Origin of the sequence: Actinophytocola sp., from assembly GCF_009379765.1 — a bacterium.
In the GTDB taxonomy this organism is placed as follows: domain Bacteria; phylum Actinomycetota; class Actinomycetes; order Mycobacteriales; family Pseudonocardiaceae; genus Actinophytocola.
In genome coordinates this window covers 39,846-57,066 of record NZ_WHTD01000011.1, presented here as the reverse complement: position 1 = coordinate 57,066, position 17,221 = coordinate 39,846, and the positions used below count along the sequence as shown (strand labels likewise).

Here is a 17,221-nt window from a genome sequence, read left to right as displayed (position 1 = left end):
GAAACTTTCACACTCGGTCATTGAATGCCGCTGCGTAGGCGGCCAGTAACGCTTCGCTGGAACGGGCCCACGAGAGCTCGCCCTCGACCCGGGATCTGCCCAGCTCACCCATGCGGGCCCGGCCCTCCGGGTCGTCGAGCAGCTGGGCCGTGAGCTTCGCGAACTCGGACACGTCGTCGGCCTGCGCGTAGACCGCCGCCGGGCCCGCGGAGACCCGCGCCTCGCGCAGCTCGAACGACACGATCGGCCTGCTCATCGCCATGTACTCCATGACCTTGTTCATGGTCGACACGTCGTTGAGCGGGTTCTTCGGGTCCGGCGAGAGGCACACGTCCGCGGTGGACAGGTAACGCACCAGGTCGGCGTCCGGGATCCGGCCGGTGAACTCGACCTGGTCGGCCAGACCCAGCTCGGCGGCCAGCGCGACCATCTCGTCGAACGTGTCGCCCGCGCCGACGAACACCGCGTGCCAGTCGGTCCGGCCCTGCTCGTCGCGCAGTGCCGCGAGCGAGTGCAGCGCGTAGTCGACGCCGTCCTGCGGCCCCATCACGCCGAGGTAGCAGAGCATGTGCGGCTTGCCGCGCTTGAGCTCCGGCTCGGGCGGGACCGGCCGGAAGCGCTCGACCGCGGGCGCGCTGCGGACCACGAAGACCGTGTCCGGGGACATGCCGCCACGGGTCCGCGCGACCTCGCGGTAGCTCTCGTTCGTGGCGATCACGACGTCCGCGGCCCGGTAGGTGGCGCGCTCGAGCCGGCACACCGCGCGGTAGAGGAGGTCCTCGCCGCGGTCGAACCGGGAGAGGTATAGCTCGGGCACCAGGTCGTGCTGGTCGAAGACGAACTTCGCGCCCCGCCGCTTGAGCATGCGGGCCACCAGGAACAGCAGGTCCGGCGGGTTGCACGCGTGCACGACGTCGACCTTGCCCGCCTTCGCGATCCGGCGGGCGATCCGCAGCTGGTGCCACACCGCCGAGCCGTACTCCTTGAGGTAGCCGGCCGGCCCGCCGGACGCCTCGTACATCGGGTAGCGGTGGATGCGCACCCCGTCGAGCTCGACGTACGGCTCGGTGTCCCGCTTGGTCCCTTGTGGACAGATGACGTGCACCTCCCACCCCGCGTCGCGCAGGGTGGTGGACTCCTGCCACACCCTGCGGTCGAACGGGACGGACAGGTTCTCGACGAGGATCAGCGCTCTACCAGGCAAGGCCCACGTACCCCGGTTCGGCCCGGCGCGCCTCGGCGTCGGGGATGCGGACGAGATCGACGACGACCTTGTCGCCTGGTTCGCCGGTGCCGTGCGGCAGCGCGGCGAGTACCGCGGGGTCCTTGCAGCCGACCAGGACCACCTCGGCGTGCTCGAGGACCTCCTCGACCGAGGAGCTGAGCAGCTGACCGAGGTGCGGCAGCTTGCCCTCGATGAACTCCCGGTTCGCGCCGAGCAACCGGGACAGGCTCACGTTGGCGTCGTAGATGCGCAGGTCGTAGCCCTTGCCGAGGAGTCGCTCGGCGAGCTCGACCAGCGGGCTCTCGCGCAGGTCGTCGGTGCCCGGCTTGAAGGACAGGCCGAACAGGCCCACCTTGCGCCTGCCGGTGCGCGCGACCAGCTCGAAGGCCCGGCGCAGGTGCTCCTCGTTGGAGGGCAGCACGTGGGACAGGATCGGCACCGAGACATCCGCGCGGTGCGCCGCGTGCACGAGGCCGCGCACGTCCTTGGGCAGGCACGAGCCGCCGAACGCGAACCCGGGGCGCAGGTAGGCGGGGCTGACGTTGAGCTTGCGGTCGGCGAGGAAGACGTCCATCACCTTGTGCGAGTCCAGCCCGAGCGCGGCGCAGACCGAGCCCAGCTCGTTGGCGAAGCCGACCTTGAGCGCGTGGAAGGAGTTGTCCGCGTACTTGGTGATCTCGGCGACCGGGATCGGCACCCGGAACACGTCACCGGGCAGACCCTCGTACAGCGCCGCCACGACGTCGCCGCTCGCGGTGTCCAGCTCGCCGATGACGGTCTTCGGCGGTTCGAAGAAGTCCTTGACGCTGGTGCCCTCGCGGAGGAACTCCGGGTTCACCGCGACGCCGAAGTCGACGCCCGCGGTCCTGCCGGACGCCTTCTCGAGGATCGGCACGAGCAGCTCAAGGCAGGTGCCCGGCAGCATCGTGCTGCGGAAGACGACCGTGTGCCGGTGGCTCGTCCCGGCGAGCGAGGCGCCGATCTGCTGGGCCACCCGCTCCAGGTATGCGGTGGAGAGGCTCCCGTTGGGCGCGGACGGGGTGCCCACGCAGACCAGCGACACCTCGCTGGCCGCGACCGCCTCCGCCACGTCGGTCGTCGCGCGCAGCGCGCCCGAGGCGACGACCTCCGCGGTCAGCTCGCCGATACGCTCCTCGACCACCGGGGCGTGCCCGCTCGTGATGAGGTCGATCTTCGTGGGGTTCACGTCGACGCCGACGACCTCGTTGCCCCGCGCGGCGAGGCAGGCCGCGGACACGCACCCGACGTACCCGAGACCAAAGACACTGATCTTCATGCGCTCACCGGTTTCCGGGCAGCACGAAACAGGCGTGACGGCACCACGCTGCATCCTCCGTCGGACTCTGATCTTGGAACCTGACGATCTTGGAACCTGACCGGTCCCCGAACCGGACACGTCGTGCGGTGACACCCACTCCGCACCTGACTCGTTCAGTAGGTCGGCCTACCGCGGCGAGCTGTTACGAGGAGTGGCCGGAAAGTTGAGAGTGCGGGTACGGGCCGCTCTGGTGATCACGAACAGTGACGACCAGCGGTGACGACCGTCGGGCCGCGGCGAGGTGCGTGTCGATCCGCCCTGTAGTTTCGTCAGGACTTGGACGCACAGAGGGGAGTGCCCGGTGTTCGTACGACGGATCGCCGTGATCGGCACGGGTTATGTCGGACTCACCACCGGCGCCTGCCTTGCCTCGCTCGGCCACCACGTCGTCTGCGCGGACGTGGACGCGGAGAAGGTCAAGCGGCTCTGCGAGGGTGAGGTCGACATCCTGGAGCCGGGGCTCGCCGAGCTGGTCCACGAGGGCATCGCGGCCGGTCGCCTGTCGTTCGTGCTGGGCGCGTCGGCGGCGGTCGAGGGCTGCGAGGTCGTGTTCCTCTGCGTGCAGACCCCCATGGGCGTCGGTGGGGTGGCCGACCTTTCCGTGGTCGAGTCGGTCATCGAGGAGGTCGGCGCGCTGCTGCCGGCGAACAGCGTGGTGGTCAACAAGTCGACCGTGCCGGTCGGCACCGCGCAGCGCACCGCCGAGCTGCTCGACCGCGCGGACGTCGCGATCGTGTCGAACCCGGAGTTCCTGCGCGAGGGCTCCGCGGTGCACGACTTCCTGAACCCGGACCGCATCGTGGTCGGCTGCGACCAGCAGGACGCCGCCGAGCGCGTCGCCGCGCTGTACGCCCGGCTCGGCGCGCCCACCGTGCTCACCGACGCCGCGAGCGCCGAGCTGGTGAAGTACGCGGCGAACTGCTTCCTCGCGATGAAGCTGTCCTACGTCAACGCGATCGCCGAGCTGTGCGACCGGCTCGGCGCGGACATCTCCGACGTCACCGAGGGCATGGGCTACGACAAGCGCATCGGCCAGGCGTTCCTGCAGCCGGGCCCGGGCTGGGGCGGGTCGTGCCTGCCCAAGGACACCTCGGCGATGCTGCAGCTGGCCGACGCGGCGGACTTCGAGTTCCGCCTCATCCGCGCGACCATCGACACGAACAACCGGCAGCGCCAGCGCATGGTGGAGAAGGTGCGCACGGCCGTCACCGGCAAGCGCGGCGGCTCGCTGTCGAAGGTGAAGCTCGGCCTGCTGGGCCTCGCGTTCAAGGCGGGCACCGACGACCTGCGTGACTCCCCGGCCCTCGCGGTCGCGGCCCTGCTGCGCCAGGCCGGCGCGACGCTGGTGGCCTACGACCCGGCGCTGCGCTCGGGCCAGGGCCGCGAGGACTTGGACGGCATCACGCTGGTCGACGACCCGTACGTCGCCGCGGAGGGCGTCGAGGCGCTGGTCGTGCTGACCGAGTGGCCGGACTTCCGCGGCCTGGACTGGACGAAGCTGGCGGACGTGGTCGGCGCCCCGGTGGTCGTCGACACCCGCAACCTGCTCGACCCGGACGTGGTCCGCCGCGCCGGCTTCCAGTGGGAGGGCCTCGGCCGGAATTAAGGCATGCCCCATGGATCATCGCGTACGGGTTGGACGTGGCTTGGCACAAGCCTCGCGCCGACCAACGCAACCTCAGGGGACCGTGACGCCACCCAGCCACCAACCACCCGAGATCCGCACCATCCGCCGGAACGCAACCAACACTTTGAATCCCGGGGAGGCGGACTAGTCGAAGTCCACGATGGCCAGGGCCTGGTCGTCGTGGGGTTTGGGGCGGGGCCAGCGGGTGCCGTGCGGGTCGTCCTGCTCGGCGGCGCGGACGGCGTCCAGCACCGCGTTGGCGCCTTTCGCACCGGCCAGGTCCAGCACGGCCGACCAGTCCGGGAAGATCCGGTAGTCGTCGACGCCGCAGGACACGCCGTCGCTCGCCAGCAGGACCTGGCGGACCTCGGCGCGCGGCCAGCTCGCGCGGCGGGCCTCGTATGCGGCGTCCGGGTCGGCCTCGGCCACCCAGAAGCCGCCTTCGGTGTTGCGCAGCCGGCCGACCGCGCTGCCCGACGTGCGCAGTGCGGCCAGGTGCTCGTCGCCGTAGCCCGCGCCGTCCCGCAGCCGTTCCCGGTAGCCGCCCGGGCGGGGCAGGCTCGCGATCCGGTCGTCGGCGAGGACCTGCGGGCCGCCGGCGGTGACCGCGACGATCGGGCTGTCCGCCAGCACCAGGCCCTCGACCGTCGACGCGTTCCACCGCACCACCGCGACCGTGCTCGACGGCGACTCGCCCGGCACCAGTCCCGTCTCCCTTGCCAGCGCGCGGATGGACGCGGCGAGCAGGTCGGCCAGGTCCGCGTCCGGGTAGCCGGTGAGCCGGCCGGTGAGCTGGCCGACCAGCCGGCTCGCGTACCAGCCACCGCTCGGCAGCTCGGGCCGCAGCGACGTGGCGCCGTCCAGCAGCACGACGGCGTTGGGCAGCACCGCGACGACGTCCTCGCTCGGCCGGACCTTTCCGTCCAGCCCGACGCCAGGGCGCTCGGCCACCTCGACGGTCGGCATCAGGCCCCCGGCCAGTCCTTGATCATGATCTCCAGGGTACCCAGAGATCATGTCAACCTGAGTTGACATTTTTCGAGATGTCAACGTAGGTTGACGGGATGAGTGAGGCGACGCAGCTGGCGAGCGCGGCCGGCGACCGGGATCCGCGGGTGGGCCTGCGGGCGGTCGCGGCACTGCGCACGCTGCTCGAACGACTGGAGTCGGTGCAGGTCCGCAACGCGCGGGCGAAGGGCTGGTCGTGGCAGGAGATCGCGGCGGAGCTCGGCGTCAGCCGGCAGGCGGTGCACAAGAAGCACGGGAGGGCATGACATGTTCGAACGGTTCACGACGACCACCCGCCTCGTGGTGCTCGAGGCGGTGCGCGAGGCCGAACGCGAGCGGGCGCCGCGGGTCACCGACGAGCACCTGCTGCTGGCGATGGCCGCGGGCGACGGGATCACCGCGCAGGTGCTGGCCGACCACGGCCTGACCTACGCGGAGGCCCGCGCGAAGCTCGCGAAGGCAAGCTGACCCCGCGAGTCCAACGCTCGGGACCCGCGAGTCCAACGCTCGCGGTTGCCGGAGACCGTGACGCGGCGGGTGATCCGCTGGTCGGTGACCGTGCGGCTCAGGATGAACGACAGCACCACCCAGCGCGTCATGGGCCGCAGCCGGGCGAACGTCCGCGACCGCTTGAAAAACAGCCCGACCGACACCGGCTCCAGGTGCAGTGGACCGAGCGACGTCAGGTGCGCGTGCACCGCCTCGAAGATCGGTCGCTCGAACGGCGGGCCGGTGGCGAAGTACTCCTCGAGCGGCATCGCGGGCGCGCACTCGTGCGACTGGTTGCGTCGGCCGAACCGCCGGTCGCAGTTCGGACACGTCCACGCCGTCACCGCTCGATTGTGCCCCGCCAGGTCACCAGTGGCAGGAACGCCTGCGTGAGCGGGCCGATCGCGAGCGCGTAGACCACGGTGCCGACGCCGGCCGTGCCGCCGAGGAGCCACCCGGTGGCCAGCACGGTCAGCTCGATCGCCGTGCGCACCACCCGGATGGACACGCCCGTGCGGGCGCCGAAGCCGGTCATGAGGCCGTCGCGCGGCCCGGGACCGAGCCGCACGCCGATGTACGCGGCGGTGGCCAGGCCGTTCAGCACCACGCCGGCGACCATGAAGGCGATCCGCACGGCGAGCATCGACTGCGGGTCGACCAGCGCCAGCGTGAGGTCCACGGCGACCGCGATGACCAGGATGTTCGCCACCGTGCCGACCCCCGGCCGCTGCCTTATCGGGATCCAGCACAGCAGCACCAATGCGCCGACCAGCGCGGTCACCGTGCCGAACGTCAGCCCGGTCCGCCTCGACAATGCCTCGTGCAGCACGTCCCACGGGTCGAGGCCGAGCCCGCCGCGGATCATCAGGCCCATGCTCGCGCCGTAGAGCACGAGCCCGCAGGCGAGCTGAGGCAGCCGGCGCAGCGGTCGGGTCGTCACGGGGATCGGTTGCAGGTCAATCTGTGCCACCTGGCCATACTCAGGCCGCAGAGTCTCGCTTATCAATGACCAATCTGAAAGAATTGGCCACATGAACGCCACTGTCCCACCAGGTGGACGGGTAAATGCCCGCAGATTGGCTCAGTTGCTCGGCACGTGGCGGCGACACGGCTCCCGGCACGGCGCCGCCGACCTGGCCGCGGGCATCCGGATGCTCGTGCTCGACGGCAGGCTGCCGGCCGGCACCGGCCTGCCACCCGAGCGCGAGCTGGCCACGGCGCTCGACGTCAGCCGGACGATGGTGGCCTCGGCGTGGGACCGGCTGCGGGCCGACGGCCTGGTGGTCAGCAGGCGCGGCGCCGGCTCGTGGACCGCGATGCCGCGCGGCGCGTCGGGCGGCGGGGTCATCACCGACGGCGGCCGGCTGAGCGAGGTCATCGACTTCGCCAGGGCGGTGCCGGCCTCGATCCCGGGTGTGGCCGCGGCGGCCGAGGCCGTGCTCCCTCGGCTCGCCGGCGAGCTCACCGGCCACGGCTACTACGAGCAGGGCCTGCCCGAGCTGCGCGAACGCATCGCCGAGCGGTACACCGAGCGCGGCCTGCCGACCTCGCCGGACGAGGTGTTGGTGACCAACGGCGCGCACCACGGGTTCGCGATGGCGCTGCGCCTGCTGGTCGGACCGGGCGACCGGGTGATGATCGAACAGCCGACCTACCCGAACGCGATCGAGGCGGTCCGCGCCGCGCACGCCATCCCGGTACCGGTCGTGATGACCGACGGCGGCTGGGACCTCGACGGCGTCGAGGCCACCCTGCGCCAGGCCGCGCCCCGGCTCGCCTACCTGGTCGTCGACTTCCACAACCCGACCGGCTTCCGGCTCGACGAGGCCGGCCGCGCGCGGCTCGGCGCGGCCCTGCGCCGGGCGCGGACGCCGGTGGTCGTCGACGAGACGCAGGTCGAGCTGGACCTGACCGGCGGCTCGCCCGCGCCCGGCCCGCTCGCCGCGTTCGCCGGGGACCTCGTGCTCGCCACCGGCTCGGCCGGCAAGTCGCACTGGGGTGGCCTGCGGATCGGCTGGGTGCGGGCGTCCGCCGAGCTGGTCAACCGGCTGGTCGCGGCCCGGCGCGGGCTGGACCTCGGCTCGCCGGTGTTCGAGCAGTTGGTACTGGCCGAACTGCTCGGCGCCCCGCCCGCGGCGCTCGCCGACCGTCGGGCGCTGCTCGCCGCGCAGCGAGACGTGCTCGTCGACGCGGTGCGGGCGCAGTGCCCGGACTGGTCGTTCCGGGTGCCGGACGGCGGGCTCTCGCTGTGGTGCCGGCTGCCCGCGCCGGTGAGCACCCGGATCGCGGCGGTGGCGCAGAACTTCGGCGTGCGGGTGGTGCCCGGGTCGTTCTTCGCCGCGCACGGAGGGCTGGAGCGGTGGCTGCGGCTGCCCTACACCCAACCGGCTGACACGTTGCGGGAGGCGGCCCGCCGGCTGGCGCTCGCGCGGCCTCGGTGGCTGAAAGTCGTGCCCCGATAGCGGACAACGGGCTGATTCCGGTCACCTGACCACAGTTCATCACGTATCTCGCCGGCCCAGCTTCCTGCTGGCGGCGTAGCCGGTCCGCCCGAGTACAACCCGGTACGAGGACGAACCGGCGCCTTGCCAGCAGAAACCTGGATCCGCCGGTATAAGCAACAGACTTCCGGCGCGGGACACTAGCGCGGCAGACGGTATACAGGGTAGAAAGCAGTGCGCTGGATGGCCTAGTCCAACGCGGCCATCCAGCGCACTGTTCGCCTCTGGTTTGCTCGGCAGGGTCGGGCCGGCACAGCCCCTCGTTGTGCCGACCGGTCGAGCTGCCAGAGGGGGGAGCCCCGGCGCCGCGGGGGCATCGCGGCGCCGGGGCCAGGTCCCGACCTGACCGGGCGCGGTCGGCAGGTCGGGTGGCTCAGAAGTCTGTGTAGGTGTGAGCGTGATCCGTCGGGCAGCGGATGTGCCGGGACGCGATCGGGCCAGTGAGTAGGTCCGGGTGGCCTACGCGACTGGTAGGTCCGGGCTGATCAGGGCAGACGGGTCCAGCGGGCCCAGGTCGATCAATCAGGCGAGATGGCGGGCAGCCCGACGACCCGACCCGTGACGTCCGCCGCCCGGCTGCGGGTGGTGAACCCGGAAGCCGAAAGCTGGAGCGAGGTCTGCGCGGCGAGCATCCCGTGGGGGCCGCGCGCGCCGCCGGCGTTGTCGTGTGCGGTGGACACGGCGGTTCCGCCCGGCGCGACCGGCGCGGCGGGGGCCTTGACCGGCCGACCAGGGCCGGACTCGTCGGCATGCTCGGCGGCACTGCCGGGCTGGCTGGACGTGCTCTGTGGAGTCCCGACGGCCACCGCCGCGCGCGGAGTGTGCTCCGGCGCGATGACGATGGTCGGGGGTAATGCCGGGGTTGCCGGCAGCGCTGGCGGGGCGGCCGGGACCGGCACGACCTCGGCACGCGAGGTGCCGTCCGGGTCGAGCGGGCCGCCGAGGCCGGGAAGCCCGAGGTCGGGCAGCAGGTAGGGCAGCGGGAGCATCGAGCCATTGGCGGGCGGCGTGACGATCGGCGCGAGGGCGTGACCGGTGTTGTCCAGCACGGCGGCGGCGACGTCCGCGACCGCGTGGGTGATCCCGCCGAGCGTGTTGGTGAGGCCACCGATGAGGCCGCTCGGCTGCGGCGCTTGGCTCTGCTGCTGGACCGGCTCGGCGGCCGGCTCGGTGGCGGGGTCGGTCACCGGCGTTTGGTCGGGCTCGCCGATCGGCTCGGTGATCGGCTCGGTGACGGGTTCCGTGACCGGTTCGGTGGCCGGCGGCGCCGGTACCTCGTCGACCGGCGGCTCGACGGGCTCGTCGGCCGGTTCGTCCGCGGGGGTGTTCGCGGGTGCGTCGACCGGTTCGTCGGCGGGGAGGTCGGTCGGTGTGTCGGCCGGTTCGTCGGAGACCGGCACCTCTTCCTGGGCCGGTGGCGTGTCGGGCAGCGGCTCGTCGGCGGAAGCCGAGTTGGCGAACGTCGCGCTGAGCAACCAGCCGGCCGCGGTGACGGTGGCTATCAGCAGTCCGCGGCGCAGAAGTCGACGTAGCCGGCTGCCGGCGGCGGGCGCCGGACTCGCGCCGTCCACAGCGACCACCACCGTTCACTTCGCTCACGCCACGTGCCCAACGGATGCCGTTCGACAGTGCACACTATCTAGCAACGCACCGACAATGTGCACCCTAGCGGCGTCGAATCCACCCGGAAAGACGGTAAAAGCGCACCTTATCGGCCGTATGGGCCAATGTTGATCACTTGCCGTGAGGCTAGTGGCCGCTGACCTCATAGGGTGATCATCGCCGTTCCCCCGAGCGGACGGCGCGGGGTCCGCGCACCGTGTTCACGTGAGGATGTCGCTGACCGAGTGGGCGCGGCGCTGGCAGCGCGACGAGCCCGACCTGCTGGTGCACGATCCGGGTGGGCCGCGGGAGTGCCTGGTCCGGCCGGGCGAGCTGCTGCTGCCCGCCGACGCGGTGGACTCGGCGATGTCCACCCTCGATCGCTGGGTGGACCGCGTCGAGCCGGCCGAGTCGGCGGCGACCCTGCGGCTGCGGTCCGGGGTCGAGTGCGTGTCGCTGGCCGAGGAGCTGGGCGAGCGGCTGCCGGTGTCGGTCAACCACGTGCATGTCGGCTCGCCGATCCTGCTGGGCACGGGTGCCGTCCCCGAGCCGGCCACCCTGCCGCCCGCGCCGCCGGAGGAGCTGTGGGACCCGCCGGTGACCGTGGCCGTGCTCGACAGCGGGCTCGACCCGCACCCGTGGTTCGCCGGCCGCCGCTGGCTGTCCGAGTGGGGGCTGCAGCCGGAGGTCCTGGATGCCGACGACGACGGCGTGGCCGACTACCAGGCGGGCCACGGCACCTTCGTCACCGGCGTGCTGCTCCGCAACGCGCCCGGCGTGACCGTCCGGCACCGCCGCGTCCTGTCGTCCCAGGGCCTGACCGACGACCGGACCGTGGCAGAGGCCCTGCGCGCGATCCGGCACCGCGCGATGCGCACCCGTGAGCACGTCGACATCCTGTTGCTGTCGGCCGGCTGCCACACGGCCGACGACCGCTGCCCGCCGGTGCTCGCCCGCGAGCTCGCACTGTTCGAGGACGCGGTCGTGGTGGCCGCGGCCGGCAACGGCGGGACCTCCCGCCCGTTCTGGCCCGCGGCGTCGCCGGACGTGGTCGCGGTCGGCGTCAGGGCCCCGTTCTCGAACCACGGCCCGTGGGTGGACACGATCGCGCCCGGGGTCGACGTGGTGAGCAGCCACGTCCGGCTCCGTACCGGCCCGGGCCTCGCGCCGGACACCGAGCCCCGCGTCTACGGCGCCGCCCGCTGGAGCGGCACGTCCTTCGCCGCGCCCCGGACGGCCGCCGACGTGGCCCGCCTGATGCGCGCCGGCCTGACCGCGGCCGAGGCGAAGCTGAAGGTGGCCGGGTAGTCCTACTCATTTCGGCGGTTGCCGGGCTCCTGGACGAGCCCGGCTTCGTCCGACCCTCCGGACACGGAGGGAGATGGCATGACTACCGAACGCGAGCTGGTGCTCGCCGTCCTGTCCGGGGACGAGGCGGCCTGGTCCGAGCTGGTCCGCGAGTACGCGCCGCTGGTGTGGTCGGTGGCGAGACGACACCGCCTGACGTCGGCCGATGCGGCGGACGCGGCCCAGAACACCTGGATGGCGACAGCCGAGAACCTGGGAAAGCTGCGCAACCCCGATCGGCTGGCCGGATGGATCGCGACGACCGCCCGGCGCGAGTGCCTGAACGTCCTGGCCCACCACCGCCGGGAGATCCCGGCGGACTGGTTCGACGCTCCCGAGACCCCGGAGCTCGGCCCGGAGCCGGTCGTCCTGCGCTCGGCCCGGGACCGCGTCTTGTGGCAGGCGTTCGAGTCGCTGCCCGAGCGCTGCCGCGCCCTGCTGAGCTTGCTGGCGCACGCACCGGGCCTGACGTACGCCCAGCTGGGCCGGGCACTGGGGATCAAGGTGAACAGCGTCGGCCAGACCCGCACGCGGTGCCTGGATGTCCTGCGCCGCCGCCTGGCGGTTCACGACATCCGTGAGGAGTCCGCGGGATGACCTGGCTCTCCGACCGCGCCCTGCTGGCCGACCTGGCCGGGCTCCTCCGCGAGGCCGACCCGGTCCCGGCCTCCGTGCTGGCCGCCGCCGAGGCGGCAGGCGCCCTGGTGAACATCGACTGGCTGGTCTCGCTCCCCGAGCCACTGCTCCGGTCCGAGGGCACCCGCCGAATGAGCTTCGGCCGCCCCGCCGAACCGGCGGCGGTGCACCTGGAGCTGCGCCGGCACCGCGCGCTGCTGGCGGTGACCGGCCTCGCCCCGCCGTCGACCCGGGTGGACCTGCACTGGCCCGACGGCCGGGCCACGGCGGAGCCGGACGAGGTGGGCTACTTCAGGTTCACCGGCGTTCCGGCCGGCCCGCTCCGCCTGGTCCTGGTGGAACCGGCCGGGAGCCCACGCGCGACTCGGTGGTTCACCCCGTGACCGCGCCCGGGAGAGAGCTGGTCGACCTCGCGCTGGTGGATCCGGAGCTCGCTCTGCGGCGGGCCGGTGCGGTGCTGGCGGGCCGGCGGGCGGACGCGGCCACCCGGGTGGCCGCGCGGCACGCCGCCGCGAGTGCGTGGGTGGAGCTGGGTGAGTTCACCACCGCTCGGCGGGTGGCGCTGCGTGCGTTCGGCGCCGCGGTCGGGCATCGGGCGGAGTTGGGGCTGCTGCTGGCGTGGATCGAGCACAACCGCGGGGATCTGGACGCCAGCGAGCGGTACCTGGCGGCGCTGCCGGCCCGGTTGCCGGGTGCGTTGGCGGCGCGGGCGCGGTGCGTCCGGGGGCTGAACCTGTGCGTCGGCGGGGACTACGACCGGGCGGTTCCGGTGCTCACCTCGGCGATCGTCGCCAGCCGCCGGCGCGGTGACATCCGGTGGGAGGCCAACGGGCTGGTCGGCCGGGGCGTGGTGCGGTCGTTGCAGCTCCGGCTGGCCGCCGCCGAGGCGGATCTCGCCGCGGCGCAACGGCTTTGCGCGGCTCGCGGGGAGTCGGACCGGGCCGCCTCCTGCCTGCACAACCGCGGGTTCGTCGCCGCGCAGGCCGGTGACATCCCTCGGGCTCTGTCGCTGTTCGACGAGGCCGAGCGGGCCGGCGTGCGCGCGCCAGAGGCCATGGTGGACCGCGCGAACACGTTGCTGGCCGGTGGCCTCGTCGCGGACGCGGGTGAGGCCCTCTCGCGGGCATCGGCGCTGCTCGATGACGCCGGTCGTGGGTTGCGGCTGGCCGAGGCATGCCTGGCGCTGGGGGAATGTGCCCTTCGCGCGGGCGACCTCCCGATGGCCCGGCACGCCGCCCGCCGCGCGTCGGCGCTGTTTCGCGGGCAGCGCAGGGCCGCTTGGGTGACCGCCGCCCGCGCGCTGGAGCTCCGCATCCACCTCGCCGAGCGAGCCGGCGCGTCCGCGGCCGAGGCCGGGCTCGTTGCCGCGCGAGCCGAGCGGTACGGGTTTCGGTTGGAGGCGGCCTGGTTGCGGGTCGCCGCTGCCGAGGTCGCGGAGCCTCGGGTCGCTCGGCGGCTGCTTCGCGCGGTCGAGCGGGAGCGGGTGCGTGGGCCGGCCGCCTTGCGGGCTGCCGGGTGGCTGGCCCGGGCCCGGCTTGCCGCCTTGGACGGGCGGTCGGTCCTGCCGGCGTGCCGAGCCGGGCTCGGCGTCGTCGATCGGTACGCCGCCGGCATGGGGGCGCCGGAGTTGCGGGCCGGGGTAGCCGGGCTTGCCGCGGAGCTGGCCAGGACCGGGCTCGGCGCGGCGGTGCGGGCCGGCGACCCGCGGACCGTGCTGGCCTGGGTCGAGCGGGGCCGGATCGCCGCGTCGCGGATCGCGCCGGTGCGGCCGCCGGAGGATCCGGCGCTGCGGGCGGCGCTGGTCGAGCTGCGGGACGCGCGCGGCGGGGCACCTCGACGGGTTGCCGCGCTGGAGGAGGCGGTTCGGCGACTGTCCTTCGGCGCCAAGGGGTCCACGCCGAGTCGCGCCGAGTCGCGGCTCGACGGGCTCGACCGGCTCGGCGCGACGGCGTTGCTCAGCTACTGGGTAGCTGACGGGGAGCTGGGGGTCGTCTCGGTCGTCGACCGGAGGGCGCGGCTGCACCGGCTCGGGAAGGCCGGCGGTTGGCCGACCACGTCGATGCCCTGCGGTTCGCGGCCGGGGTGCGTGGTTCGGCCGAGCGGCTGGCCGCCGAGCGGCTCGATCGCACCCTCCTCGCGCCGGTGCGGCCGCTCCTCGGCGATCGGGCACTGGTCGTCGTGCCCGCCGGGGAGCTGCGGGACCTGCCGTGGGCGGCGCTGCCCAGCTGTGTCGGGAGGCCGGTGTCGGTCGTGCCGTCCGCCGGCGCGTGGGAACCGAGGACACCGGGCACGGGACGGCGGGTCTGGGTGGCCGGGCCGAACCTGGAGCACGCCGACCGGGAGATCCGTCAGCTGCACCGGCGCTGGGGTGGGCAGCGACGATCGAGGGTGGACCCGGTGCTCGCCGCCATGGACGGGGCGGAGCTGGTGCACATCGCGGCACATTGCCGGTTCAGGGAGGACAGCCCGATGTTCTCGGGTGTCGAGCTCGCCGACGGTCCGCTCTACGCCTACGACCTCGACCGGCTCGCCGAGCCGCCCCGGCTGCTCGTCCTCTCCGCCTGTGAGGGAGCACGCGGTGGGCTCATCGGGCTCGCGGCCGTCCTGCTCCGGCGCGGCACCGCCCTGGTGGCCAGCACGACTCCCGTCCCCGACGCCGCCGCCACCCGACTCATGGCCGGGTTGTACGAGCGGCTCGCGGCGGGCCTCGGCGTGGCGGCCGCCCTCGCCGAGGCGCAGCGGGCGCACGGGCACCTCGGGTTCGGGTGCCTCGGTTAGCGGATGCCCCGTGGATCGTCGCGTACGCAACTTGACGTGGCTTGGCACAAACCCCCCACCGCCAAAACGCAACCTCAGGGGACCGTGACGCCACGCAACCACCAACCACCCCGCCAACCGGCACCATCCGCCGGAACGCAAGGAACACATTAAATTCCGGGGAGGCGGGCTAGCCGCTCGATCGCCTCGTCGAGGACCTCGTCGCGCTTGCAGAACGCGAACCGCACGATGTGCCGCCACCGTGCCGGGTTGTCGGTGAACACCTGGACCGGGACCGCGGCCACGCCGATGCGCTCCGGCAGCTGCCAGCACAGCTCCGACCCGTCCGCGAAACCGAGCGGTCGCACGTCGGCGCACACGAAGTAGGTCCCGGCGCTGGGGCGGACCTCGAAGCCCGCCTCGGTCAGGCCCGCCGCCAGCCGGTCCCGCTTCGCCGCGAGGTCGTCGCGCAGGGCCGAGACCCACGCGGACTCGTGCGCCAGGGCGTGCGCGACGGCCGGTTGGAACGGTGCGCCGCCGACGAAGGTCAGGAACTGCTTGGCCGCCCGCACCGCCGACACCAGCTCGGCGGGACCGCACGCCCAGCCGATCTTCCATCCCGTGCAGTTGAACATCTTCCCCGCGCTGGAGATGGTCACGGTGCGGGAGGCCATCCCGGGCAGCGTGCAGAGCGGGATGTGGGCCACGCCGTCGTAGGTGAGGCACTCGTAGACCTCGTCGGTGACCGCGATCAGGTCGTGTTCCACGCACAGCTCGGCGATGCCCGCGAGCTCGGCGGCGGTGAAGACGGTGCCGGTCGGGTTGTGCGGTGAGTTCATCAGCAGGACCCGGGTGCGGGGCGTGATCGCCGCACGCAGCGCCTCGAGGTCGACGCCGAACCGACCCGAGGGCTCCTCCACCAGCGACACGACCCGCCGCGTCGCGCCGGCCAGCGCCACCGACGCCGCGTACGAGTCGTAGTAGGGCTCGAACAGCACGACCTCGTCGCCCGGCTGGACCAGCGCGAGCATCGCCGCGGCGATCGCCTCGGTCGCGCCGACCGTCACCAGGATCTCGCAGCCCGGGTCGAACGACGTGCCGTAGACCGCGGCGCGCTGGGCGGCGATGGCCGCCCGCAGCTCGGGCCGGCCGGGGCCGGGCGGGTACTGGTTCACCCCGGTCGCGATCGCCCGTTGCGCCTCGGCGAGCATCGACGGCGGCCCGTCGGTGTCGGGGAAGCCCTGGCCCAGGTTCACCGCCCCGGTCCGGGCGGCCAACGCGGTCATCTCCGCGAAGATCGTCGAGGTGAACGGCTCGAGACGGGGGACCAAGGCATTCCGGCGCACGGTTACGCATCCTCACGGACAATGGTCGTGTGCGGCAACTGACAGCCCCGGTGAACAGCGCCCCGGTACCGGGTGAGGCGGAGAAGCAGCGCGGCCTGCGGAAGATGAAGCTGGTGGCGCTGTCGTTCCTGCTCGGCGCCACGGTGATCTTCCTCGCGACGTCGTTCTGGCAGTCGGCGGGCGCCCCGGCGTGGGTCGGCTACCTCAAGGCCGCCGCCGAGGCGGGCATGGTCGGCGCGCTCGCCGACTGGTTCGCGGTCACCGCGCTCTTCCGCCACCCGCTGGGCATCAAGATCCCGCACACCGCGATCATCCCCACCCGCAAGGACGCGCTCGGCGACAGCCTCGGCGAGTTCGTCGGCACCAACTTCCTGTCCGAGCGGGTGGTCCGTGAGCGGCTGCGCCGGGTCGGCGTGACCGGGCGGCTCGGCGGGTGGCTCGCCCACCCCGCCAACGCCGACCGGGTCACCGCGGAGCTGTCGACCGTCGTGCGCGGCGTGGTCGCGGTGCTCCGGGACGAGGACGTGCAGGCCGTCATGGAGCAGGCCGTCGTGCGCCGGGCGGTGGCCGTGCCGTGGGGGCCGCCGCTGGGCAAGCTGCTGTCCGGCGTGTTCGCCGACGGCGCGCACCACAAGCTCGTCGACCTGATGTGCGACCGGGCCTACGAGTGGGTCAAGGGCAACCACACCGCCGTGTTGCGGGTCGTGTCGGACCGGGCGCCGACCTGGTCGCCGAAGTTCGTCGACTCGATGGTGGCGGACAAGGTCTACGGCGAGGTGCTGTCGTTCGCGTGGCTGGTCAAGACCGACCCGAACCACCCGATGCGGCTCGCGATCGACAAGTTCCTCGCCGAGTTCGCCCAGGACCTGCAGACCGACGAGGCCACCATGCAGCGGGCCGAGGCGGTCAAGCAGCAGGTGCTGGACCACCCCGAGGTGCAGAACGTCATCGGCTCGGCCTGGTCCGCCGCCAAGGCCATGCTGCTCGACGCGGCCGAGGACCCGTCCAGCGAGCTGCGCAAGCGGGTCCGCGAGGGCCTGATCTCCCTCGGCACCCGCCTCACCGACGACGACTCGCTCCGGGACAAGGTCGACAGCTGGGTCGAGGGCGCGGCCTCGTACGTCGTGCTCAACTACCGCGACGAGATCACCACGCTGATCACCGACACGGTCCAGCGCTGGGACGCGGCGGAGACCTCCCGCAAGATCGAGCTCCAGGTCGGCCGCGACCTGCAGTTCATCCGGATCAACGGCACGGTCGTCGGCGCGCTCGCGGGTCTGCTGATCTACACGGTGGCCCAGCTCATCCTCTGAGCCGCCGAGGTCTTGTCGGTGGTCCGACCTA

16 protein-coding genes are annotated in these 17,221 nt (G+C 72.9%); 9 read left to right on the top strand and 7 right to left on the bottom strand.

Going from position 1 to position 17,221, the window contains the following annotated elements; translation table 11 throughout:
• Positions 1-7: 7 nt before the first annotated feature.
• Positions 8-1,204 carry a glycosyltransferase family 4 protein gene (locus GEV28_RS05280; protein ID WP_291409142.1) on the bottom strand — a complete coding sequence of 399 codons (1,197 nt, stop codon included), beginning with the start codon at positions 1,202-1,204 and terminating at the stop codon, positions 8-10.
• Positions 1,194-2,522, bottom strand: a complete 1,329-nt coding sequence (locus tag GEV28_RS05275) for a nucleotide sugar dehydrogenase (protein WP_291409140.1) — start codon at positions 2,520-2,522, stop codon at positions 1,194-1,196. Before GEV28_RS05275 ends, GEV28_RS05280 begins: the two co-directional genes overlap by 11 nt.
• Before the next feature lie 343 nt (positions 2,523-2,865).
• Here GEV28_RS05275 and GEV28_RS05270 point away from each other — a divergent pair, with 343 nt between their 5' ends.
• Positions 2,866-4,170, top strand: coding sequence for a UDP-glucose/GDP-mannose dehydrogenase family protein (locus GEV28_RS05270; protein ID WP_291409138.1), 1,305 nt, complete (start codon positions 2,866-2,868; stop codon positions 4,168-4,170).
• Between the two features lie 165 nt (positions 4,171-4,335).
• Here GEV28_RS05270 and GEV28_RS05265 read toward each other — a convergent pair whose 3' ends face one another.
• Positions 4,336-5,157, bottom strand: a complete 822-nt coding sequence (locus GEV28_RS05265; protein WP_291409136.1) for a hypothetical protein — start codon at positions 5,155-5,157, stop codon at positions 4,336-4,338.
• Between the two features lie 98 nt (positions 5,158-5,255).
• Between GEV28_RS05265 and GEV28_RS05260 the strand changes: the two genes are divergently transcribed.
• Together GEV28_RS05260 and GEV28_RS05255 are read left to right on the top strand one after the other, a co-directional pair.
• Positions 5,256-5,465 (top strand): helix-turn-helix domain-containing protein, encoded by a 210-nt coding sequence (locus GEV28_RS05260; RefSeq protein WP_291409134.1) that lies wholly within the window; start codon positions 5,256-5,258, stop codon positions 5,463-5,465.
• 1 nt (position 5,466) lies between these two features.
• Positions 5,467-5,667, top strand: coding sequence for a Clp protease N-terminal domain-containing protein (locus GEV28_RS05255; RefSeq protein ID WP_291409133.1), 201 nt, complete (start codon positions 5,467-5,469; stop codon positions 5,665-5,667).
• Here GEV28_RS05255 and GEV28_RS05250 read toward each other — a convergent pair.
• The gene (locus tag GEV28_RS05250) at positions 5,628-6,032 is read right to left on the bottom strand and encodes a DUF5655 domain-containing protein (RefSeq protein WP_291409131.1); all 405 of its coding nucleotides are present in this window, start codon (positions 6,030-6,032) and stop codon (positions 5,628-5,630) included. The two genes, GEV28_RS05255 and GEV28_RS05250, sit on opposite strands and share 40 nt — an antisense overlap.
• On the bottom strand, positions 6,029-6,658 hold the full coding sequence (locus GEV28_RS05245; protein ID WP_291409129.1) for a hypothetical protein: 630 nt from the start codon (positions 6,656-6,658) through the stop codon (positions 6,029-6,031). Before GEV28_RS05245 ends, GEV28_RS05250 begins: the two co-directional genes overlap by 4 nt.
• Before the next feature lie 115 nt (positions 6,659-6,773).
• Here GEV28_RS05245 and GEV28_RS05240 point away from each other — a divergent pair, with 115 nt between their 5' ends.
• On the top strand, positions 6,774-8,150 hold the full coding sequence (locus GEV28_RS05240) for a PLP-dependent aminotransferase family protein (protein ID WP_367115033.1): 1,377 nt from the start codon (positions 6,774-6,776) through the stop codon (positions 8,148-8,150).
• 557 nt (positions 8,151-8,707) lie between these two features.
• On the opposite strand, the gene GEV28_RS05235 is transcribed toward GEV28_RS05240, so the two are convergent.
• Complete coding sequence (locus GEV28_RS05235) at positions 8,708-9,760, bottom strand: hypothetical protein (protein ID WP_291409125.1); 1,053 nt, start codon at positions 9,758-9,760, stop codon at positions 8,708-8,710.
• Between the two features lie 262 nt (positions 9,761-10,022).
• Here GEV28_RS05235 and GEV28_RS05230 point away from each other — a divergent pair, with 262 nt between their 5' ends.
• The 4 genes from GEV28_RS05230 (at position 10,023) to GEV28_RS42155 (ending at position 14,552) form a co-directional block, all read left to right on the top strand.
• On the top strand, positions 10,023-11,099 hold the full coding sequence (locus tag GEV28_RS05230; RefSeq protein WP_291409193.1) for a S8/S53 family peptidase: 1,077 nt from the start codon (positions 10,023-10,025) through the stop codon (positions 11,097-11,099).
• A gap of 78 nt (positions 11,100-11,177) precedes the next feature.
• Positions 11,178-11,735 (top strand): sigma-70 family RNA polymerase sigma factor, encoded by a 558-nt coding sequence (locus tag GEV28_RS05225; RefSeq protein ID WP_291409123.1) that lies wholly within the window; start codon positions 11,178-11,180, stop codon positions 11,733-11,735.
• Complete coding sequence (locus GEV28_RS05220; RefSeq protein ID WP_291409121.1) at positions 11,732-12,157, top strand: hypothetical protein; 426 nt, start codon at positions 11,732-11,734, stop codon at positions 12,155-12,157. Before GEV28_RS05225 ends, GEV28_RS05220 begins: the two co-directional genes overlap by 4 nt.
• A 2,026-nt stretch (positions 12,158-14,183) precedes the next feature.
• Positions 14,184-14,552 (top strand): CHAT domain-containing protein, encoded by a 369-nt coding sequence (locus GEV28_RS42155; protein WP_367115035.1) that lies wholly within the window; start codon positions 14,184-14,186, stop codon positions 14,550-14,552.
• Positions 14,553-14,701: 149 nt separating this feature from the next.
• On the opposite strand, the gene GEV28_RS05210 is transcribed toward GEV28_RS42155, so the two are convergent.
• Positions 14,702-15,877 carry a pyridoxal phosphate-dependent aminotransferase gene (locus tag GEV28_RS05210; protein ID WP_291409117.1) on the bottom strand — a complete coding sequence of 392 codons (1,176 nt, stop codon included), beginning with the start codon at positions 15,875-15,877 and terminating at the stop codon, positions 14,702-14,704.
• Positions 15,878-15,981: 104 nt separating this feature from the next.
• Here GEV28_RS05210 and GEV28_RS05205 point away from each other — a divergent pair, with 104 nt between their 5' ends.
• Complete coding sequence (locus GEV28_RS05205) at positions 15,982-17,190, top strand: DUF445 domain-containing protein (protein WP_291409191.1); 1,209 nt, start codon at positions 15,982-15,984, stop codon at positions 17,188-17,190.
• Positions 17,191-17,221 lie beyond the last annotated feature (31 nt).

Bases quoted from the DNA above. Each gene is read 5' to 3' on its own strand.
- GEV28_RS05260 (WP_291409134.1), top strand. From the start codon at position 5,256: ATGAGTGAGGCGACGCAGCTGGCGAGCGCGGCCGGCGACCGGGATCCG.
- GEV28_RS05220 (WP_291409121.1), top strand. From the start codon at position 11,732: ATGACCTGGCTCTCCGACCGCGCCCTGCTGGCCGACCTGGCCGGGCTC.
- GEV28_RS05230 (WP_291409193.1), top strand. From the start codon at position 10,023: ATGTCGCTGACCGAGTGGGCGCGGCGCTGGCAGCGCGACGAGCCCGAC.
- GEV28_RS05205 (WP_291409191.1), top strand. From the start codon at position 15,982: ATGAAGCTGGTGGCGCTGTCGTTCCTGCTCGGCGCCACGGTGATCTTC.
- GEV28_RS42155 (WP_367115035.1), top strand. From the start codon at position 14,184: ATGGACGGGGCGGAGCTGGTGCACATCGCGGCACATTGCCGGTTCAGG.
- GEV28_RS05225 (WP_291409123.1), top strand. From the start codon at position 11,178: ATGACTACCGAACGCGAGCTGGTGCTCGCCGTCCTGTCCGGGGACGAG.
- GEV28_RS05255 (WP_291409133.1), top strand. From the start codon at position 5,467: ATGTTCGAACGGTTCACGACGACCACCCGCCTCGTGGTGCTCGAGGCG.
- GEV28_RS05275 (WP_291409140.1), bottom strand. From the start codon at position 2,522: ATGAAGATCAGTGTCTTTGGTCTCGGGTACGTCGGGTGCGTGTCCGCG.
- GEV28_RS05265 (WP_291409136.1), bottom strand. From the start codon at position 5,157: ATGCCGACCGTCGAGGTGGCCGAGCGCCCTGGCGTCGGGCTGGACGGA.